The organism is Paenibacillus oryzae (assembly GCF_001675045.1).
In the GTDB taxonomy this organism is placed as follows: Bacteria; Bacillota; Bacilli; order Paenibacillales; family Paenibacillaceae; genus Pristimantibacillus; species Pristimantibacillus oryzae.
Genome location: NZ_LYPA01000026.1, coordinates 1 through 16940, shown reverse-complemented (window position 1 = coordinate 16940; position 16940 = coordinate 1). Strand labels below are relative to the sequence as shown.

At 51.5% G+C, this 16940-nt stretch carries 8 protein-coding genes and 2 riboswitches; of the genes, 4 read left to right on the top strand and 4 right to left on the bottom strand.

All coding sequences use genetic code 11. The annotated features are described in order from the left end of the window. Positions 1-19 precede the first annotated feature (19 nt). Positions 20-958, bottom strand: a complete 939-nt coding sequence (locus A7K91_RS02030; protein ID WP_068679164.1) for an ABC transporter permease — start codon at positions 956-958, stop codon at positions 20-22. A 266-nt stretch (positions 959-1224) separates the two neighbouring features. Here A7K91_RS02030 and A7K91_RS02025 point away from each other — a divergent pair, with 266 nt between their 5' ends. Next, positions 1225-3060, top strand: a complete 1836-nt coding sequence (locus A7K91_RS02025; RefSeq protein WP_068679162.1) for a sensor histidine kinase — start codon at positions 1225-1227, stop codon at positions 3058-3060. Continuing rightward, positions 3053-4630 (top strand): response regulator transcription factor, encoded by a 1578-nt coding sequence (locus tag A7K91_RS02020; RefSeq protein ID WP_068679160.1) that lies wholly within the window; start codon positions 3053-3055, stop codon positions 4628-4630. The genes A7K91_RS02025 and A7K91_RS02020 overlap by 8 nt, the downstream gene beginning before the upstream one ends. Positions 4631-5838: 1208 nt before the next feature. Here A7K91_RS02020 and A7K91_RS02015 read toward each other — a convergent pair. The 3 genes from A7K91_RS02015 to A7K91_RS02005 all read right to left on the bottom strand — a co-directional run bounded on the left by A7K91_RS02015 (position 5839) and on the right by A7K91_RS02005 (position 13475). After that, positions 5839-8655 carry an alpha-mannosidase gene (locus A7K91_RS02015; protein ID WP_068679158.1) on the bottom strand — a complete coding sequence of 939 codons (2817 nt, stop codon included), beginning with the start codon at positions 8653-8655 and terminating at the stop codon, positions 5839-5841. Positions 8656-8829: 174 nt separating this feature from the next. Beyond that, entirely contained in the window at positions 8830-12159 is a 3330-nt protein-coding gene (locus tag A7K91_RS02010) for a beta-galactosidase (RefSeq protein WP_245697168.1), read from the bottom strand. After that, entirely contained in the window at positions 12156-13475 is a 1320-nt protein-coding gene (locus tag A7K91_RS02005; protein WP_068679156.1) for a glycoside hydrolase family 125 protein, read from the bottom strand. The genes A7K91_RS02010 and A7K91_RS02005 overlap by 4 nt, the downstream gene beginning before the upstream one ends. 270 nt (positions 13476-13745) lie before the next feature. Here A7K91_RS02005 and A7K91_RS02000 point away from each other — a divergent pair, with 270 nt between their 5' ends. Then, positions 13746-14777, top strand: coding sequence for a copper amine oxidase N-terminal domain-containing protein (locus A7K91_RS02000; RefSeq protein ID WP_068679155.1), 1032 nt, complete (start codon positions 13746-13748; stop codon positions 14775-14777). Positions 14778-15103: 326 nt separating this feature from the next. Further along, positions 15104-15182, top strand: a riboswitch (cyclic di-GMP riboswitch). 74 nt (positions 15183-15256) lie between these two features. Then, positions 15257-15337: riboswitch (cyclic di-GMP riboswitch) on the top strand. Positions 15338-15351: 14 nt separating this feature from the next. Further along, positions 15352-16158, top strand: a complete 807-nt coding sequence (locus A7K91_RS01995; protein ID WP_068679153.1) for a transglutaminase-like domain-containing protein — start codon at positions 15352-15354, stop codon at positions 16156-16158. Positions 16159-16940 lie beyond the last annotated feature (782 nt).

Below are 16940 nucleotides of genomic sequence, written 5' to 3'. Positions count from 1 at the left end.
TTTCATCTTCCATCTCCTCCTAGAACAATGCCTGATCTCTGTTGATTTTTTTGACGATGCCGTTAGCCGTAAGAACCAGTATGAGGCCGACTACAGATTGATACAAGCCGGTCGCTGTACTGATGCCGAAGTCGCCGACAACCTTGAGCGCACGGTATACGTAGGTATCGATAACGTTGGTAACCGGGAACAGAATGCCCGATTCACGCGGAATTTGATAGAACAATCCGAAGTCCGCACGGAAAATGCCGCCAATCGCCAGAATGGTCAAAATGATCATCATAGGCTGGAGCAGAGGCAACGTAATACGGGTAACCTGCTGCCACTTGTTGGCGCCGTCAATCATAGCGGCTTCATAATAGGATTTGTCGATACCGGCGATGGACGCCAGATAGATAACGCTGGAGTACCCGATGCCCTTCCACAGGTTGAGGAAGACGAGAATATATGGCCAATACTTTGGCTCGCTATACCAGGAGATCGGCTCCATGCCGAAATATTGGACAACCTGGTTCAATACGCCTTTGTCGATGCTGAGGAAGCTGTAGGCGAAGAAGCCAACGATAACCCAGGAAAGGAAGTAAGGCATAAACATGCCGGTCTGATACAGCTTGGACAGCTTTTTGTTAGTCAGCTCGTGCAGGATAATAGCCATGGAGACCGAGCAAATCAAGCCAAGCACGATAAAAACAAGATTATAAAGCACGGTGTTGCGCGTGATAATAAAAGCGTCCTGTGCAGTAAACAGGAATTCAAAGTTTTTGAAGCCCACCCATTTGGACTCAAGTATGCTGGCCAGAAATCCGCCTTTGCCAAACCGGTATTCCTTAAATGCGATAATCGCACCCGGCATAGGCAAGTAGGCAAAAATAAGAAGCCATAAGGCTCCCGGCAGCACCATCAGCAAAAATGCTTTATTGCGGCTTACATTTTTTGCAAATTGGTACAGCGCTTTCATTGGTACCCCTCCAGTTCTGTTGTTCGTGGTTGCGGCCGATCATTGCGTTTCAGATTCGCTGCGTCTATATATAACCTTACCTGAAACAGGATACATGGTTAAAGTTGATAAAACTAAGGTTTGCAGTATAAATTAAAGTTGTAGAAAAGGCTGTTCTTTTCTCGGGACCCTCGTCATGGTAGCATGAGGGTAGGTAACACAGGCAATAAAGCAGGCGACAAAAGCAAAGGCTGCGCCAAGCGGCCGGCTATAGGAGACCAATCATCATGACTCTCTTGAAGGAACGTCCTTTTTTTACCTTTCACAAGAAGATTTTCGGTAGAATCGTCTTTATTTATTCATCGGTGGCGGTTGTGGCTTTTCTCACACTTGCCGTTTTGATCTATCAATATTACACGGATTCCCTGCTGCAAAAGGAATTAGCCGCCCAAGTGCTGACCGTCGATACGATATCAGGTTATTTGGACCAGAAGATGGACATGTCGCAGGATGTGATGCTTCAGGTTTACCGGGACAAGGCGCTGCAGGAGGATGTGTTGTTTTTCCTGAACAACGATCTTCCGGATTATGTGCGGCATAGGCTGGAATCCTATTTTTCGGGGAGCACCTCAAACGATCGCGATATGATCACCTTTTTTGAAAATCAATTGGACCGGGATGCCGATATATCCAATATAGCGTTGTACAGCTCCAGCCAGTCCTTTCTCTATGTGTACCAAACCTCGCTGACCCATTTTACCGCGTTGCCTGACAGCCAGGACGGAATAAGGGAGGTCATCAACGAGATGCGCTCGCAGAAGAGGGCGAGCTCACGAAGTCCCGAGCTGGACAAGCTGCTGGGCATAACGGGGGAAGGCAACTACACATTTGCGCTGGAGATCAACGATCCTGCTACGCTGCGCAATGTTGGAGCGCTTCTGATCACGTATAAGGCGGATTCCCTGCGAAGCGTATTGCGCTCCAAGGTCGGCGATCATAAGGGCAGCCAGCTTGTTCTATTCCAGGACGGGACGATCCTGTATGATTCCACGGGGGAAAATACAGGCAGGGTTTATCCTCAGATGGGAGAGCTGCTCAGAAATCAGGGGACCAATAACAACAGCTTGAAAACGTATACAACTATTGAAAAAACAGACAAATCGGGACTGTATGTGGCGGCGCTCCTCCAGGAAAAAGAAATGGATCAGAGCAATCGGGGCTTCAAAAGCCGGGTTATTTCCATTACGGCCATTTGTATTGTGGTAACGGTGTTGTTTGCTTATTTTACGGTCTATCGCTATTCCGCGCGGACGCATTCCATTATCCGCGCCATGCGCCATGCGCGCAAAGGAGACTTGAGCGTACGAATTCCGATTCGCAAAAACGACGAGCTGGATGAAATTTCGAACAGCTTTAATCTTATGTGCCAGGAGCTGGACAGCTATATCAAGCAGGTTTACGTCTCCGAAATCAAGCAGAAGCATGCCGAGCTGGTGGCGTTTCAGGCTCAGATCAACCCTCATTTCCTCTACAATGCACTGGAGGCGATTCGCATGAAGGCGATTGCGGAGGGCGCCGAAAATGTCGGGGATATGACGTACCTGCTAGGGTCGCTCCTGCGTTACACAATCAAGCAGGAAACGATGGTGACGCTGGAGGAGGAATGCGAGAACTGCCGCCGGTTTCTGGAGCTGTACCGCATTCGGCTAAAGGACCGGATTACCTACAGTATAGAGCTGGAGCCGGCGACAAGGTCCTGCTCGCTGCTAAAGCTCCTCCTGCAGCCGCTGGTGGAAAATGTGATTGTACACGGCGTGCGCACCGGCAAAAAAGTGACGGCAATCACTTTGGCCTCGCGCATTGAGGATGACGGGGCGACGATAGTGATTTGCATAGAGGACAATGGCAAAGGGATTAAGCCGGAACGGCTGCAGGAGCTGCAGCAAGCGCTCAGCAGCATGGTCAGGCTTTCAGGATCGTCGATAGGGCTGATGAATGTGCACGACCGCATCAGGCTGCTCTACGGGCCGGACTACGGCGTAAGCGTGGACAGTGTCTGGAATGAAGGTACTGTCGTCAAGCTGCGGATTCCTTATCAAAAGGGAGGGAACGGCCTTGTTTAATGTTTTTATTGTGGACGATGAGCCGCTTATTCTGGAGGGGCTTCATGCCATATTGAACTGGAACGCTCTTGATTTGAACATTGTTGGGGAAGCGGAGAACGGTGAAGAAGCGCTGGAGCTGATCGCCGAGGAAAACCTGCGCGTGGACATTTTGCTCACGGACATTTCCATGCCGGAGATGGACGGCCTGGAGCTGATGCGCAGGCTGAAGGAGAAGAACCCCCGGCTTCGCTGTATTGTACTCAGTGGATACAATGAATTTATATATGTAAAGGAAGCCATTCGTATTGGCATTGAGAACTATCTGCTCAAGCCGATTAACAGAGAAGAGCTCCAGCAAACGCTCGTGAATACGGCAGAGCAGCTGCTGAGAGATCAATCCGACCGGCTTCTGGATGATGAAATTCAGCATTTGAAGGACAATTTGTGGTTCCGCTGGCTGACCCGGCGTATGACATTGGATGAATGGACCAGCCGAGCCGACCTGCTGCATATGAAAATGCCCGCGCCTCATGCGGCCGTTGTGCTGATCAAAACCGTACATCCCTCCTGCGAGGATGAGGAAATTCACGGCTCGGAGAGAGCGGCGCTTGTGCGGCGCGAGATGGAGGACGGGCTCAACCTGGAGGGAGTGCCCTCCATCTGCCTGATTAATCTGGATGACGACCTGATTGCGGTCTGCGGACTGCCGTCAACCGGGAAGGAAATGCTGCTGCGGCTGCGGGAGACGCTGGAGCGGCAGGCACAGAGGCTGGAGGATGTCCATGGCATCCGCCCGCTAGTGCTGATTGGCAGCGTACAATCCGGCATTGTCCAAATTCCCGACAGCTATCAGCATGCGCAGGAGGCGCTCTCGCTTACGCTGCTTGACCCCGAGCGAATTGTGTGGGGGTATGATGAAAAGCCTGCGGATGTGCCTGCGGCTCGCATAGCCTTTAGCCCCGATTCGGAATATACGCGGCTGCTGGCTGCCAATGATCTGGAAGCCCTGCTGGAGATGATTGATCAGGATATGGAAGCTTGCCTGCGTATAGAGGGCGTTACGCCGTCTCAGCTGCGCAACGCGGCTCTGGAACGCTGCCATTCCATGATTCGCATGCTGCGCGACGCACAGACGTCGTTAACCGGCGATGGCGAGGATTACCGGGATATTAACGAGCGGATTTTCCAGGCGGCCACGCCCAAGCGGCTTGCGGATTGCGTCAAGCTGATCGCCCGCAACGTTGCGGAGGCCTTAAACGACCGCAGCAGCGTCAGTCCCATCATCAAGCAAATTCTGCAGCACATTCATACCCATTACAGCGAGGAGCTGTCGCTCAAGCTGCTGGGCCAGCTTTACCACACCCATCCCGTTTATTTGGGGCAGCTGTTCCACAAGGAAACCTCGCAAACCTTTTCCGACTATGTCAACCGCTACCGGATCGGCAAAGCGAAGGAGCTGCTGGCGGAATCCAATCTCAAAACGCAAAGCATCGCCAACAAGGTTGGCTTCTGGGACTCCAACTACTTCTACAAGCAGTTCAAAAAATACAGCGGCGTCTCCCCGACGGAGTACCGGACGATGCTGTAAAAAGCCGCTAGTGCGCGTCTGAATACTACAACATGAGCTGTGACAGGTCTGCAATAAAAAAGCGTTCAATTTCCGCCTATTGGCGGAGATTGAACGCTTTTTTTCGGGATGCTGCCGCGTACAGGTGGAGTGCTTAAACCCACGCTTGCTGCGGGGCTTTAGATTAGCTTGCAGGAGCTGGGCTGAGCTGAAGCTTAACTTGCAGGAGCTTTGCCGTTAGCCTGCACTACGTAGTTGGGGTTGAGTGGAACGTAGGTGAGTTGAGTTGCTAGAAATTGCGGAGCAGAGCGTAGGTAAGCTGAGTTACTTGGAATGGTGGAGCAGAACGTATGTTAGTTGAGTTGCCTGGACTAGTGAAGCAGAGCGTAGGTAAGTTGAGTTACTTGGAATAGTGGAGCAGAGCGCAAGTGAGTAGAGTTACTGGTATAGTGCAGAGAGCGTAGGTAAGTTGAGTTACTTGGAATAGTGGAGCAGAACGTAGGTAAGCTGAGTTACTTGGAATGGTGGAGCAGAACGTAAGTAAGTTGAGTTACTTGGAATGGTGGAGCAGAATGTAGGCGAGTTGAGTTACTTGGAATGGTGGGGCAGAGCGTAGATGGGTTGAGTTACCTGGAATAGTGGAGCAGAGCGCAAGTGAGTAGAGTTACTGGTATAGTGCAGAGAGCGTAGGTAAGTTGAGTTGCCAGGCATAGCTTTACCGCGCACGTAGCGTTGTTATGTTGGGCATAGTATTTTGGAGTAACAAATGTGTTTTGAAGTAACAAATATCTTGTCGTTGTCGCTCTCGTTGATTGCCCGTCCGCAGTAATCTGTCGATGCTTCATACCGGCTAACGGACATTTTTGACCGCCAAATAGGCAAATAGCCCAAATGACCAAAGGTAACGGACATTTTTGTCCGCCACTCTCAAAAAACCAATGCAAATCGAGAAAAAAAGAGCTCTAACGGTCAAAAATGTCCGCCAGACATCGGATTTCTAGAAAAAACGATGTCTAACAGTCACGAATGTCCGTAAGAGCTCCCCTGGTCGGTTGTTACTGGCCGAACGACACTAGCCGGTTGTTTTTGTTTTGATGCTACTGGCCGAATGGCACTAGCCGGTTGCTTCTAGTCTGCTGGCACTGGCCCTTGGCTCTGGCTCTTGGTTAGTTGGCTGGTCAGTAGATGCCGGTTGCGTCCGGCAGGTTTATACCCCAGCCAAGCCACTATTACTTCTGGCTAGCAGAAGCCGGAACCAGTCCAAGCGTCAAAATTTCGCAAGGGCCAACGGCCGTTGTCCAAGCAGCTGCCTGAGCGGCAGCATCTTTTCCAGCCTCTTGCTTAGGCTGCTCGGCGCCCACTTGCTCCAGAATGTCGCTTTTGTACAGGGAGGCGGCAGCTCCAGGCTGGCCGGAAATCCGTACTTGCAGCTCCGATGGCTTCTGCTGCATGTTGAACCAGCGCAGCATGATGTCGCCCGTTTGCTCGCTAACCTTCATGGAAGAGAATGCAACGCCCGTTCCGTTCCAGCTCAAGCCGGAGCCGATTGCAGGCAATGTGCCCTCGTGCAGGTCTGTCTGGCAAGCCACCCAGCCTGCTTGGTATTGATAGGCCGATGCGTAAGCATCGTTCTCAGCGCCGTTGCCGCCATGAGGAATCAGGCTCAAGCGAACCGTAGATTCGCCCAGGCATTGCGCCTCAGGCGTCGGGAAAACGCCCCAGTCGCCAAGCTCAGCCACAGCGCGCAGCAGTGTAACGGCGATCGTATTGCGTCCATCGCGCAGCACCTCGTATTCATGCAGGCCTTGGTTCGCAACCGTCAAACCAGCGCCTTCACCGCTAACATCGGCAAAAGCTTGCTGATGCTGACAGTTGCTAGGGTTCGTCCATTCCGCTGCAGGCTCGTTGGAGCGTACAGCCACCTCGAAGATGGCGTCCGCATTGTGCGTTGCAGCAGCAATATCGGTTGGGAACAGAGCCCGCAGGCGATGATCTTTGGCCTGGTTATTGAAGCTGGTTTCCACATCCAGCGCTTTCGACGAACGGGAGATGCTCAGCACGGTACGGATTGTAAAAGGAACCGTTTGTTTGGAGCGCTGTGATGTCCGCTCAGGGAAATAAACAGCCTCCTGCTTCTCATCCTCGAAGCCTTCTTCAGCGCTTGCAGGGATTTCCCATTGATGCACGATAGAGATGGATGCGTTGTCGCCGCCTTGCTGAAGCACTTCAATGGTTGCTTGAAGGCCTTTTGTCAGCAGGGCAACCTCGCCGTTAGGCTGCTTGTACATATATTCGTTGCCAATGTCGCCTGTATTTTCATATACGCCGAGGTCGGTGTAGACGCGGCCTGTCGTTTTGTCTTTCAGAGAGTAAGAGCCATCCACCGCAATATCGACGCGCAGCCATTGATTTTCCAGGAAGCCGTCGCCAGCAATGGCGTCCGGGCTGATAGCGGAAGCCGATGCATCTCCGCTTGCTGCCGCCGTCGCTGCTTGGTTCCCTTGTGCCAGCACGTAAGCATAAGCTGCCCAGCCCAGCGCCGGAACGTTGTCGGCGTGGAAGGAAAGCTTCACTCTGCGGCACATGTAAGGCTGACGGAATTTGTCCTTCGGCAGGTCGTAGCCGAATTGCAGGCCAAGATCGGTTACTGTGCAAGGCAAAGCTTTGCCGCCCGCATCCACCAGAACGCGTCCGGAGATGTCCAGCGTCTTCATTTTTTGGTTCATAACGTTAAGCGGCTCGCCGTCGCGGTAGTAAATGCGCGCGATGTCGATTTCCACTTCCACAACGCCGCTTCTCTCCCAGCCCGTGCTGTTGAACACAACAAAAGGCAGAGCATTTTCGCCATAAGCGGCAAAAGCGGAGGTATTTGTTTTGCCCGCCAGGTAGTGGGATGCGTCATCTACAATCGTTTCCGTGACATGGCGGCTCTTGTCGAAGCGAGTAACCATTTCGCGGTGAACCTCGTCTACGCTGCAGCCGCAAATGCTGTCATGCGGGTGATTCTGCATCAGCGTTTTCCATGCATAGGTGAACAGGTGATGCGGATAATCCGCGCCGGACCAGTAAGCCAGAGCAGCAAGCGGCTCCGCTACTTTCTCCAGCAGCGTTTGTCCCGCCTGGTTCATCTGCTTCAGATAAACACGCGCCGAAGCCGTGTTCACCAGCGTGGACCAGCCGTCCGTGCGCTGGCTGCGCAGCTCGCCCTTAACAACCGACAGCTCGTCCGGCAGCGCATTGCGGAGCGCAGTCAAATATTCCTCGAAGCTGGAATGCAGGAACTCGGTGTCGGGATACAGCTTGCGCGCCTCTGCCAGCGCCTGGCTGAGATCAGTTTGTACAGGCTGGTGGTCGCAGCCGTTCATGAAGAGCAGCTGTCCGGTAGCGGCATATTTTTCGGCCTCTTCCAGCTTTTTGTCCCAATAAACCTTGGCTTCCGCCGGATCGACGGGAACCTCCATTCCGTTGCAATACCAGTTGGCGAACAACACGCCAAGCACGCGTGAGCCATCCGGTCCTTCCCAGATCAGCTCGGAGAAGGCGGACTCATAATCGCCATCGCTAACGGTATTGTTAAAGCCGGTAGGCTTGACGCCGCGTCCAAATACCGCATTGTCGATGCCCGCTTGCTTCAGAATCTGCGGAGCCTGTCCCATATTCCCGAAGGTGTCAGGGAAATAGCCGATACGCGCCAGCTGTCCGTAAGGACGGGCGTCGGCATGACCGATTTGCATATTGCGCACGTTGGCTTCACTGCTGGTCAGGAAAGCATCCTGCAGAATGTACCAAGGTCCAATCTGGATGCGGCCTTCCTTAATGTATTTGGTAAGCAGCTCGCGTTTCTCGGGACGGACTTGCAGGTAGTCGTCGATGATGATGGTTTGACCGTCAAGATGGAAGCTGCGGAATTCAGGGTCGCGCTCCATGGTGTCGAGCAGGGTATCCATAAGTTCGATAAGCAATACATGATGTTTTTCGTAAGGCAGATACCATTCCCGGTCCCAGTGGGTGTGGGAAATCAAATGAGCCGTTCTCTTTGCTGTCATGTCGCACCTCGCATTTTGTACTAGTAGTTCTTGCTGGAAACGTACGCTCTTGCTGTGGATGTCTGCTACCTTGAAGGTTAGCTTTTGCTGTGCATGTGTAACCTTGGCCTGCTGTCAACGTCTGTTTCTAGCTGTCAGTCCTGCTTGAGTGGCCATGCGGTTTTGAAGCTTGCCTCAGGTTGTCTGAATATGCACCTCAAGCGGTCTGTACACGGACAAAAGATCACCATTGCTGTTGACCGCGAACAGGACGGAGCGTTCCTCTTCAAGCTTGAAGGAGTACGTTTTTCCCGTTGCGTTGTCGTTGACTGAAATATCGGCATCCTGCCCAAACTCCGATACGAACACAAACAATGCGCCATCATCAAAGCTTAGCTTGCGTCCATAAACGCCCGGCAGGGAACCGCCCTCCAGCCATTGCAGCTCTTCCTCGCAGCCCGATTGCTCTATCGCATAGCGATACAGCGCGGAAAGCGCCTCGCCGCGGTCGTTCAGCTCCAGCGGCAGCGGACACCAGATCAGCTTGCCGACGCCGTGCGCCGCCGTTACAACCTCGTTTGGTCCATTTTGGCCACAGGCTGGGACTTCTTTGGCCAGCTGCGCAATTTTGCGCATGCCGAAGGAGGCGGCATAAACCTCTCCGTTCAGCTTCAGCTGTTCCTCGCGCCGGACATTGCCGGGAAGGCGTTCGCCAAGCAGGCCGTTCAGCGTGTTTTGCGGATGCCAATAAGCATTCAGACCCGCAGGTCCGGTCAGAAGCAGCGTTGCGCCTGAACGGCTGACCAGATCAAGCAGCTTGTTCAAGGCTTCTGCTTCTATGTTATGGGGGCTTGGCAATAAAATCAACTTGGCCGGATTTTGCTCCAGCTCCTCCAGCTGATATTCTCCCACTCCCCTGAAGTTGCGCTTGAGCTCGTAGGCGAGCGTCCGGGTTGCTGCGGTTGTAGCTTCAAACGCCAGCTTCCGATTGGAGAAGTCGTTGGAATACGGGAACACTACCGCGATGTCCTCCAGCTTCCGATTCCGGAACAGGTCGCGGATGTCCGCCATAAATGCACCAAAACGATAGGACACATTCGCCTCCGGCTTTTCCGTTCCGTCCGCGCGCAGCGCCCCGATATGGGACTCGTTGGCGTTGTCCATATAGAAGTTGGTGTTCCAGATCCATTGAACTGCGCCTGCTCCTCCAGCAGCGAAGGCATAGGCATATTTGCGCTCCAAAATATTGTGAAGCTCCTGCTCCGTGCGTTTCGCCCGGCCATCAGGCGTTTCCACGTACATAATTCCCGTTTCCTGCACCAGGTTTGGCTTATCCGCCGTTTTCGCAAAAATGCCGTCCCACAGCAGCTGATCGTTCAGCCACCAGGAGTGCACCGTCGTATAATCGACGGCTTCGCCGTAGAAGAAAGGCGACGGGCGCTGCGCGCCGAGCGCTTCGTCCTGGCCGACCGTCACCATATGGTTCGGGCATTCTTCCTTGATGGCGGCGTACAGCTCGCTTGCCCAACGGTTGTGCATATCCATCGAGAACAGGACGTAGTCGAGCCATTGCAGCCCCTTTTTGCCCTGATGCATATCCTGTACGTCAAAATTGATCTTTTCCGCTTCAGGAGGCGCGGCTGCTTCAAAGCTTGGCAGCTGCACCGGCGTCATATTCCATCTCTCCTGCAAAGCCTCAATCGTGCCATGGCGCTGGCGCAGCCATGCCGAATATGCTTCGCGCTCATATACGTCGCCGCAGGTGCGCGGGCCATCGGAGAAAATGCGGACCGGATCAAACATCGAAGGTTCGTTGATCAAATCCCAATCCACATTGGACGTATCCCGATGACGGGACACGATGGCGCCGATAAACCGTTTCTGAGCCTCTACGCTGCGAGGGTCCAGATACGGGTTAACCCCTTCCCAGGTTTCCGGTGTAAAGGAGAAAAACGTAAACGTCACCTGCAGGTTGTAGCTTTTGGCTGTCAGCAGGAAGGCGTCAATCGCCCTCAGGGCATCCTCCGAGGCATGACCGTCGGTTTGCATGATGTTGCGGTAGGCGGTCCAGATGCCGGTCCGAATCCAGTTGATTCCGGCGTTGCTCATCTGCGCCATATCGCGGCTCCATACCGACGCGTTAGGCAGGAACAGGAACTTCCGCGCAACGTCGGAGGTCATGTAGGTCATGCCCACGACGGGCAGAGGGCGTCCGTCCTTTTGAAAGTAATCCCGATCGCAAGTTACGGGTTCGCCTTGCTCCAAGAAAGCGCGGTCCATCCCCCAGAAGCCTTGACGAAGCACTCGCACCTCGCCAGCTGCAGCTTCTGCGCGGCAAACGACTTCATAATAGCCGGCTTGGATGTCAAAAGGAAGCGTGATGTGCTTAAAGGACAAGCGTGAGGAAGAGGTTACCTTCTCTTGATGCTCCCAGAGACGCACAGCTTCCGGCTGCCCGGCGGCTTCTCCCTGACCAGGGACATTATTCAACGCCGACAGGGCATCCGACTTTACAAAGTCCACGGTCAAGCTCACGCTCCACAGTTGTCCTGACGCAGAGGCTGCGGCGGCCGAAGAGGCCTGAACCGAAGCTGTCAATACGCTTGGAGCTGCCTGGCTGTCGCCAACCGAATCGTTGGTCGGAGCTGCATACACCGCATCTGAAGCCGGATGCGATACCGCCGCTCCAGTGGCTGAAGCGCCCCTGTTACCGGCTTGTCCGCCGTCTTGCCCCAGCCATTGATGCTGGAGCGTAAGGGTGGCCCGCTCGCCCGGCTCGTAGGACGCATAGTTTGGCTTGAGCCAAAACTCGGTAACGGATGCAGCGCAATATTGCGCCCAAGCCAGTAGCTGCTTCGCGCCGCCATTTTGCCAGAAGCGTTCGCCGATTGTCTGGTTAACGAATAGCCAGCGTCCGCCCTGAAATTTGCCTTTGGTGTTTTCCCAAAGGACAACGGGCGCTGCGACGAAACGGCCGTCCTGCGATACGCCTCTCAGCAGCGGGTATAAATGAGCGTCCATCGGTCCGGCAGAGCCCATTTGATGAGGAAGCTCGCTGCTTTTGGACACATGCGGCACCATATTCCATGTTGATTCAATATCGAGCAACGCTTCCGCGCCTTGAAGCAGCGGGAGGTCTGCATTTGCGGACAAGCTTGCAACTGGTGCGGAATCCACAGGCAGCACTTCATGAATATGGAGCTCCTGATGATAGGCCGTTTGTTCATTGCCGGCTTTCCAGCCGGAATCGGTCCGCTCAACAGGAATGCGGAATGGAGCTCCACCGACGCTGATTAAACCGCCCCCGCGTTTAAGAAACGAGATGATGCTGCCCCAGGCCGCTTTTGGAAAGTAGGGAGCATGCAGGTTGACGAATACGCCTTCATTTAGCGCATCGAGCTTTTCGGCCAGCTGCCCGGCTTGAACCAGAGCTGCGGAATCCGCTAGTTGTTGAACGCCCTCCAGGGAAGCCCTGGAGGGTGCGGGAAACTGAGTATCGGCAAAAATCAATATGGATTTGCTCATAGCAGGTTATCCTTCATTGCTTGATAAACGAGCTGGGAGAACAAGCTGTTGGACCATGCAAACCATTTGCGCGTAAATTGGGTTGGATCGTCAGAGTGGAAGCCTTCGTGCATAAAGCCGGTATCGGCATCGGTGGCTTCCAGCCAGTTGATCATTTTGAGCTTCTCTTCCTTGTCGGTAGCCGTCAGGCCTTGCATGGACAAAGCCATGTGCCAGATATAGCCCGGAGGCGTATGCGGGCTTCCGATACCGCTGGCTGCAGTGCCTTCGTAATAGAAAGGATTATGCTTGCTCAGCGCAAAACGTCTTGTGTTGAGATAGATAGGATCATCTGCCGCGGCGTACCCCAGATAGCTGATCGACATCAAGCCAGGCGTGCCTGCATCGTCCATCAGACAGTAGTTGCCGTAGCCGTCGGTTTCATACGCATAAATTTTTCCGAATTCAGGATGATTATACATGCCGTAAAGCTCGATGCCGTGGTTCACGTCGGCCTCAAGCGCTGCGAGCTCCTCAACAAGCTTCATGTCGCGGAAAACCCATTCCGCAATTTCGCCCATTTGACGAAGGGATACAACGGCAAACATATTGGCAGGCACGTTGTAATGGAAGTCGCAGGCATCGTCGCTGGAACGGAAGCCGGACCAGATCATGCCAGTATAGTTGACAGGCATGCCAAGGCCGTTGTTGCGCAGTGAATCGGTTGGGATACCGTTGTTGCGGGTAAAACGGTAAGGCGATTTTTCAAAATGGCGTTGCTCCGTGCGCCACAGGTCCAGAATAGCCAGCATAGCTTGCTTGAAGCCCGCATCAAAAATATCCGCGTTGCCGGTTTCCTTCCAATACATATAAGCAAGGCGAATGCTGAAGCAGATGGAGTCCAGCTCGAACTTGCGCTCCCAAACCCACGGGGACATGTCCGTTTCGTCGGTTGTATTCCAATGCCAATCGTTGGCGCTTTCATTGAATGCGTTCGCATAAGGATCGATAAGAATCATTTCCATATGGCGTTTGATCAAGCCGGCAATAATGCGCTGAAGCTCCTCGTCTTTCGCCGCCAGCGGAACATAATGAATGACCTGCTCGACGGAATCGCGCAGCCACATAGCTGGAATATCTCCGGTGATGACAAAAGTAGTGCCGTCGGGCATCAGCTTTGTTGTTGTTTCAAGCGTATTGGGAAAACAGTTTTTGAACAGCTGAAGTAATTTTGGTCGATGAGCCAGCTTTTGCTCCGCCTCGCGCAGTACCTCTTGAACCGCATTTGGCATTTCCAGGCTCGGAATAGTCACTTTCGGCAATCTGAATTGCTCCATGAATCGGGAACCCCCTCAAAACTAATAGTGCTGCCTTAAACTTAAATAACCTTTTAAATAGGCTTATCTTAAAAATACCGGAATAAACTCCTTGCCGACAGCTAACAAATTAAAGGATTGCGGTAAAAATTAAAGAAAGCTGCCGAAAGCCTTCAATCCGCCCTTTTTGAGTATGGAGGCAAGCCGTTTTTATGAGTGGTTAGGTTGGAGTTTGGCACATTATGCTATACAATAAGTTTAATAGGGTAAAGAAAGGAAGGAGATTGATTCGTGCGTTCATTAAAACGGGCAGCTGCCCTTACTTTTGCAATGGTGATTTTGCTGGCCTTGCTTCCAGCCGGCGTGTGGGCTGCCGATGCCTCGAAGCCGACCGTGGTTAAGGTCAAAACTCAAGCAGTAGGACTTGTATTTGACGGGCAGGAGCTGAAGCTGCCGGAGAATCAGCATTCTTTTATCTATCAAGGCAGGGTATATCTTCCGATTCGTTACATATCTTATGCGCTTCAGCAGACAGTAGGCTGGGACGGCAAAAAACTGCAGGTAACCGTAGATGAGCCGAATGAAAAAGAGCTGGCGGAGCTTCAAAAGCAGCTTATGGACAATAGCTCTGGCAAAGCGAAGCCCTTCAAAAGCGTAACGCTGCCGGTACGCACCATTAAGGCAACGTTGCTGTTTAATGGAAAAGCCAAAGCATTGCCGGAAGGTCAAGCTATGTTCATTTACGACGGCGCTATCTATGTGCCGGTTCGATTCCTTGCCGAAGCAATTGGCACGGAAATGAATTGGGACCCCGTGAGCCGCACGGTAAACGGAGAATCTGCGGCTTACCGGGCGCAATTTAATGAAGAAAAGGACCCTGGCAAACCGAACGGAACTAGCGGCGGTACAACCGGAAATGAAGGAGCAGCTGGCGAAAATGCAGGAGCCGGATCGCAACCCGGAGCTGGCGGCGGCGGTGGCGGTGGAAATGGCGGAGGGGTTGTTCCTGTCAAACCTACCTATGAGCAAATTACAGCCAACGCGCAGAGCTCGCTCGAAAGCTTGAGAGACGGCTGCAAGACTAAGCTTATCGGTATGGCGGAAAAGTATCTTGCAGCAACCGATGCAACGGTCAAAGCGCAAATCAAGGCTGAAATTAGCGCGGAAGTGGATAACTGCACAAGCCAGTTTGAATCTCTTTTGTCAGGCATATCCTCAAATTTGAGCTCAAACGGATATAGCACGGATATCATTGAGGAGTATCGCAAGGCTTTTGAAGCGGAGATGGCCGCCGGCAAAGCTTTGGCTGGTAAAATGAGTTAAACGCAGTAATAGCAGTAATAGCAGAATTGGCTATTTGCCAACCCGCAGCAATCAAAAGGTACGAGGACCCGTCTCCAGGAGGCGGGTTTTTTTTATTCATTAGTACGAGCCCGTTTTCTACGAGAGAGTTCGTATACAAGCTTCCTTATGCTCTTCAGCTGCTTGGCCTTATAAGCCCAAAGAGGCGGCTTGATTGTTCTCTCCATCGACGCCGATGTTCGCTGGCACGACATCATACGGCACATCCATACCGATGGGGTGTATATTTTTCTATGAATCTATTGAATTGTGACATATTTATGGTAGAATAGAACTAGAAAAGCGAGACGCGATAATGGCAAACCTATCGAAAGATAGGGACGCAAAGCTATAGGGCCTTCCTGTTGATGGCAGCCAGCTACCGAATGGACATGCTTTTTTTGTTTTTTCTGGTCCTTTTTTGAACAAAAATAGGCCAATATTGAACAAAAGAAAACCTAACACGATAATAGCAAACCTATCGAAAGGTAGGGACGCAAAGCTATAGGGCCTTCTCTAGGGATGGTAGCCTGGCCGCCGAAAGGGGATTTTCTTAATGCGTAAATTCATCATGATGGCAATTGCCGTATTCCTCCTGTTTACCTCTGTACAAGTCTCCTCTGCCAAGGCCGCTGCGAGCAATGAATGGCTTGGCACGGATCTTCTTGGTCAAGGCGCAATTTCTGTTTCCTATAAAGTAAAACCTGCTGTTTCAACCAAGCTGATGATTGCCAAGGGCAAGGAAAGCTATACCTACAACCTGATCGCTGGACAAGCCAAGGAAACCTTCCCCCTGCAATTGGGAAATGGCGAATACAAGGTTACTGTTCTGGAGCATGTATCGGGCAACAAATATAAAGGCGTCCTGCAAAGTGCGGTAACATTGAACTTAAAGGATGACAAAACGATTTATCTTAATTCCATTCAAAATATCAGCTGGACAAGCAGCAGCAAAGCAATTGTGCAAGCCGCTAAATTGATAAAAGGAAAAACAACCGACGAAGAAAAGGTTAAAGCGGTTTATGATTATGTCATTGCAAACGTTGCTTACGATAAAAAATTGGCGGCCAATGTGCCGGCAGACTATCTTCCCAGCATTGACCGCACTTTTACGACCAGAAAAGATATTTGCTACGGGTACGCCTCGTTGACTGCAGGAATGCTACGCAGCCTCGGTATTCCAACCAAGCTTGTAATGGGCGAATCAGATTATGTGGATGTCTATCATGCATGGAATGAAGTATATTTAAACGGTAAGTGGGTCATCATAGACACGACAGTGGATGCAGGCTTGAAGGCTGGCAGTCAAAAAATAGAGATGATCAAAGAAGCCGGCAAATATAATGCGGCTAAAAAATACTAAGCATAAAAATAGACTTTTAAACAGCTCGCTGATACAGCGGGCTTTTTTAGTTGCAGGCCGTTACTGAGCAACTAATCCCATCAGAACAGCTTGAAATGTTCTCTTGCAGATCAGCGTGTATGTTGAATGGATGGCAATCAAAATAATCGTTTTCTTTTGTTGTTCTTGTACTTGTACCAGTACTTGCCGTCTTCGTCTTTAAACAATCGAATGCCAAAAATCTTCAAAGGAGTCTGCAGCTCTGTAAACATCATATAACCGGACAGAGATTATCACCTCGCTTTACATCTATTGGAATTATAGCAAATTCATTAGGAAAAATACAGGACTAAAGTATGATTAACGGGTATAAGTACCTAATTTTTATAAGATGTAATATTACCTTGTGCTAAATATCTTAATTTACCGAGGTAAAACTACGGTAAAGTGAGTGAAAAGTGAAACTGCCTTTTTGTTCTATTGCCAGGAAAATCGCAGATAAGCAAGGCGAGAAGGCTTGTTTTATAAGCCGTCTACAAATAGGCCTCGATGAAAATGGGTGTTTATTGTTGAGTACACATTTTGATATATTAATGAAGTAATTTTTTGAAACTATAAGCGGGCCAGGCGAATTTCGACAAAATAAAAGAAAATATGAAAAAAAGCTTGCAATATATATGTGGGCCGTGATATATTATAAAAGTCGCCGCTGAGACATGCGAGACACACGGAACAAAACGAAACAAAAGCTTGTTCTTTGAAAACTGAACAACGAGTGAAACTGCCCTGTTTAATCTCCTTGA

Coding starts and splice junctions, on each gene's coding strand:
- A7K91_RS01995 (WP_068679153.1), top strand. CDS start 15,352: ATGCGTAAATTCATCATGATGGCAATTGCCGTATTCCTCCTGTTTACC.
- A7K91_RS02030 (WP_068679164.1), bottom strand. CDS start 958: ATGAAAGCGCTGTACCAATTTGCAAAAAATGTAAGCCGCAATAAAGCA.
- A7K91_RS02010 (WP_245697168.1), bottom strand. CDS start 12,159: ATGAGCAAATCCATATTGATTTTTGCCGATACTCAGTTTCCCGCACCC.
- A7K91_RS02025 (WP_068679162.1), top strand. CDS start 1,225: ATGACTCTCTTGAAGGAACGTCCTTTTTTTACCTTTCACAAGAAGATT.
- A7K91_RS02015 (WP_068679158.1), bottom strand. CDS start 8,655: ATGACAGCAAAGAGAACGGCTCATTTGATTTCCCACACCCACTGGGAC.
- A7K91_RS02005 (WP_068679156.1), bottom strand. CDS start 13,475: ATGGAGCAATTCAGATTGCCGAAAGTGACTATTCCGAGCCTGGAAATG.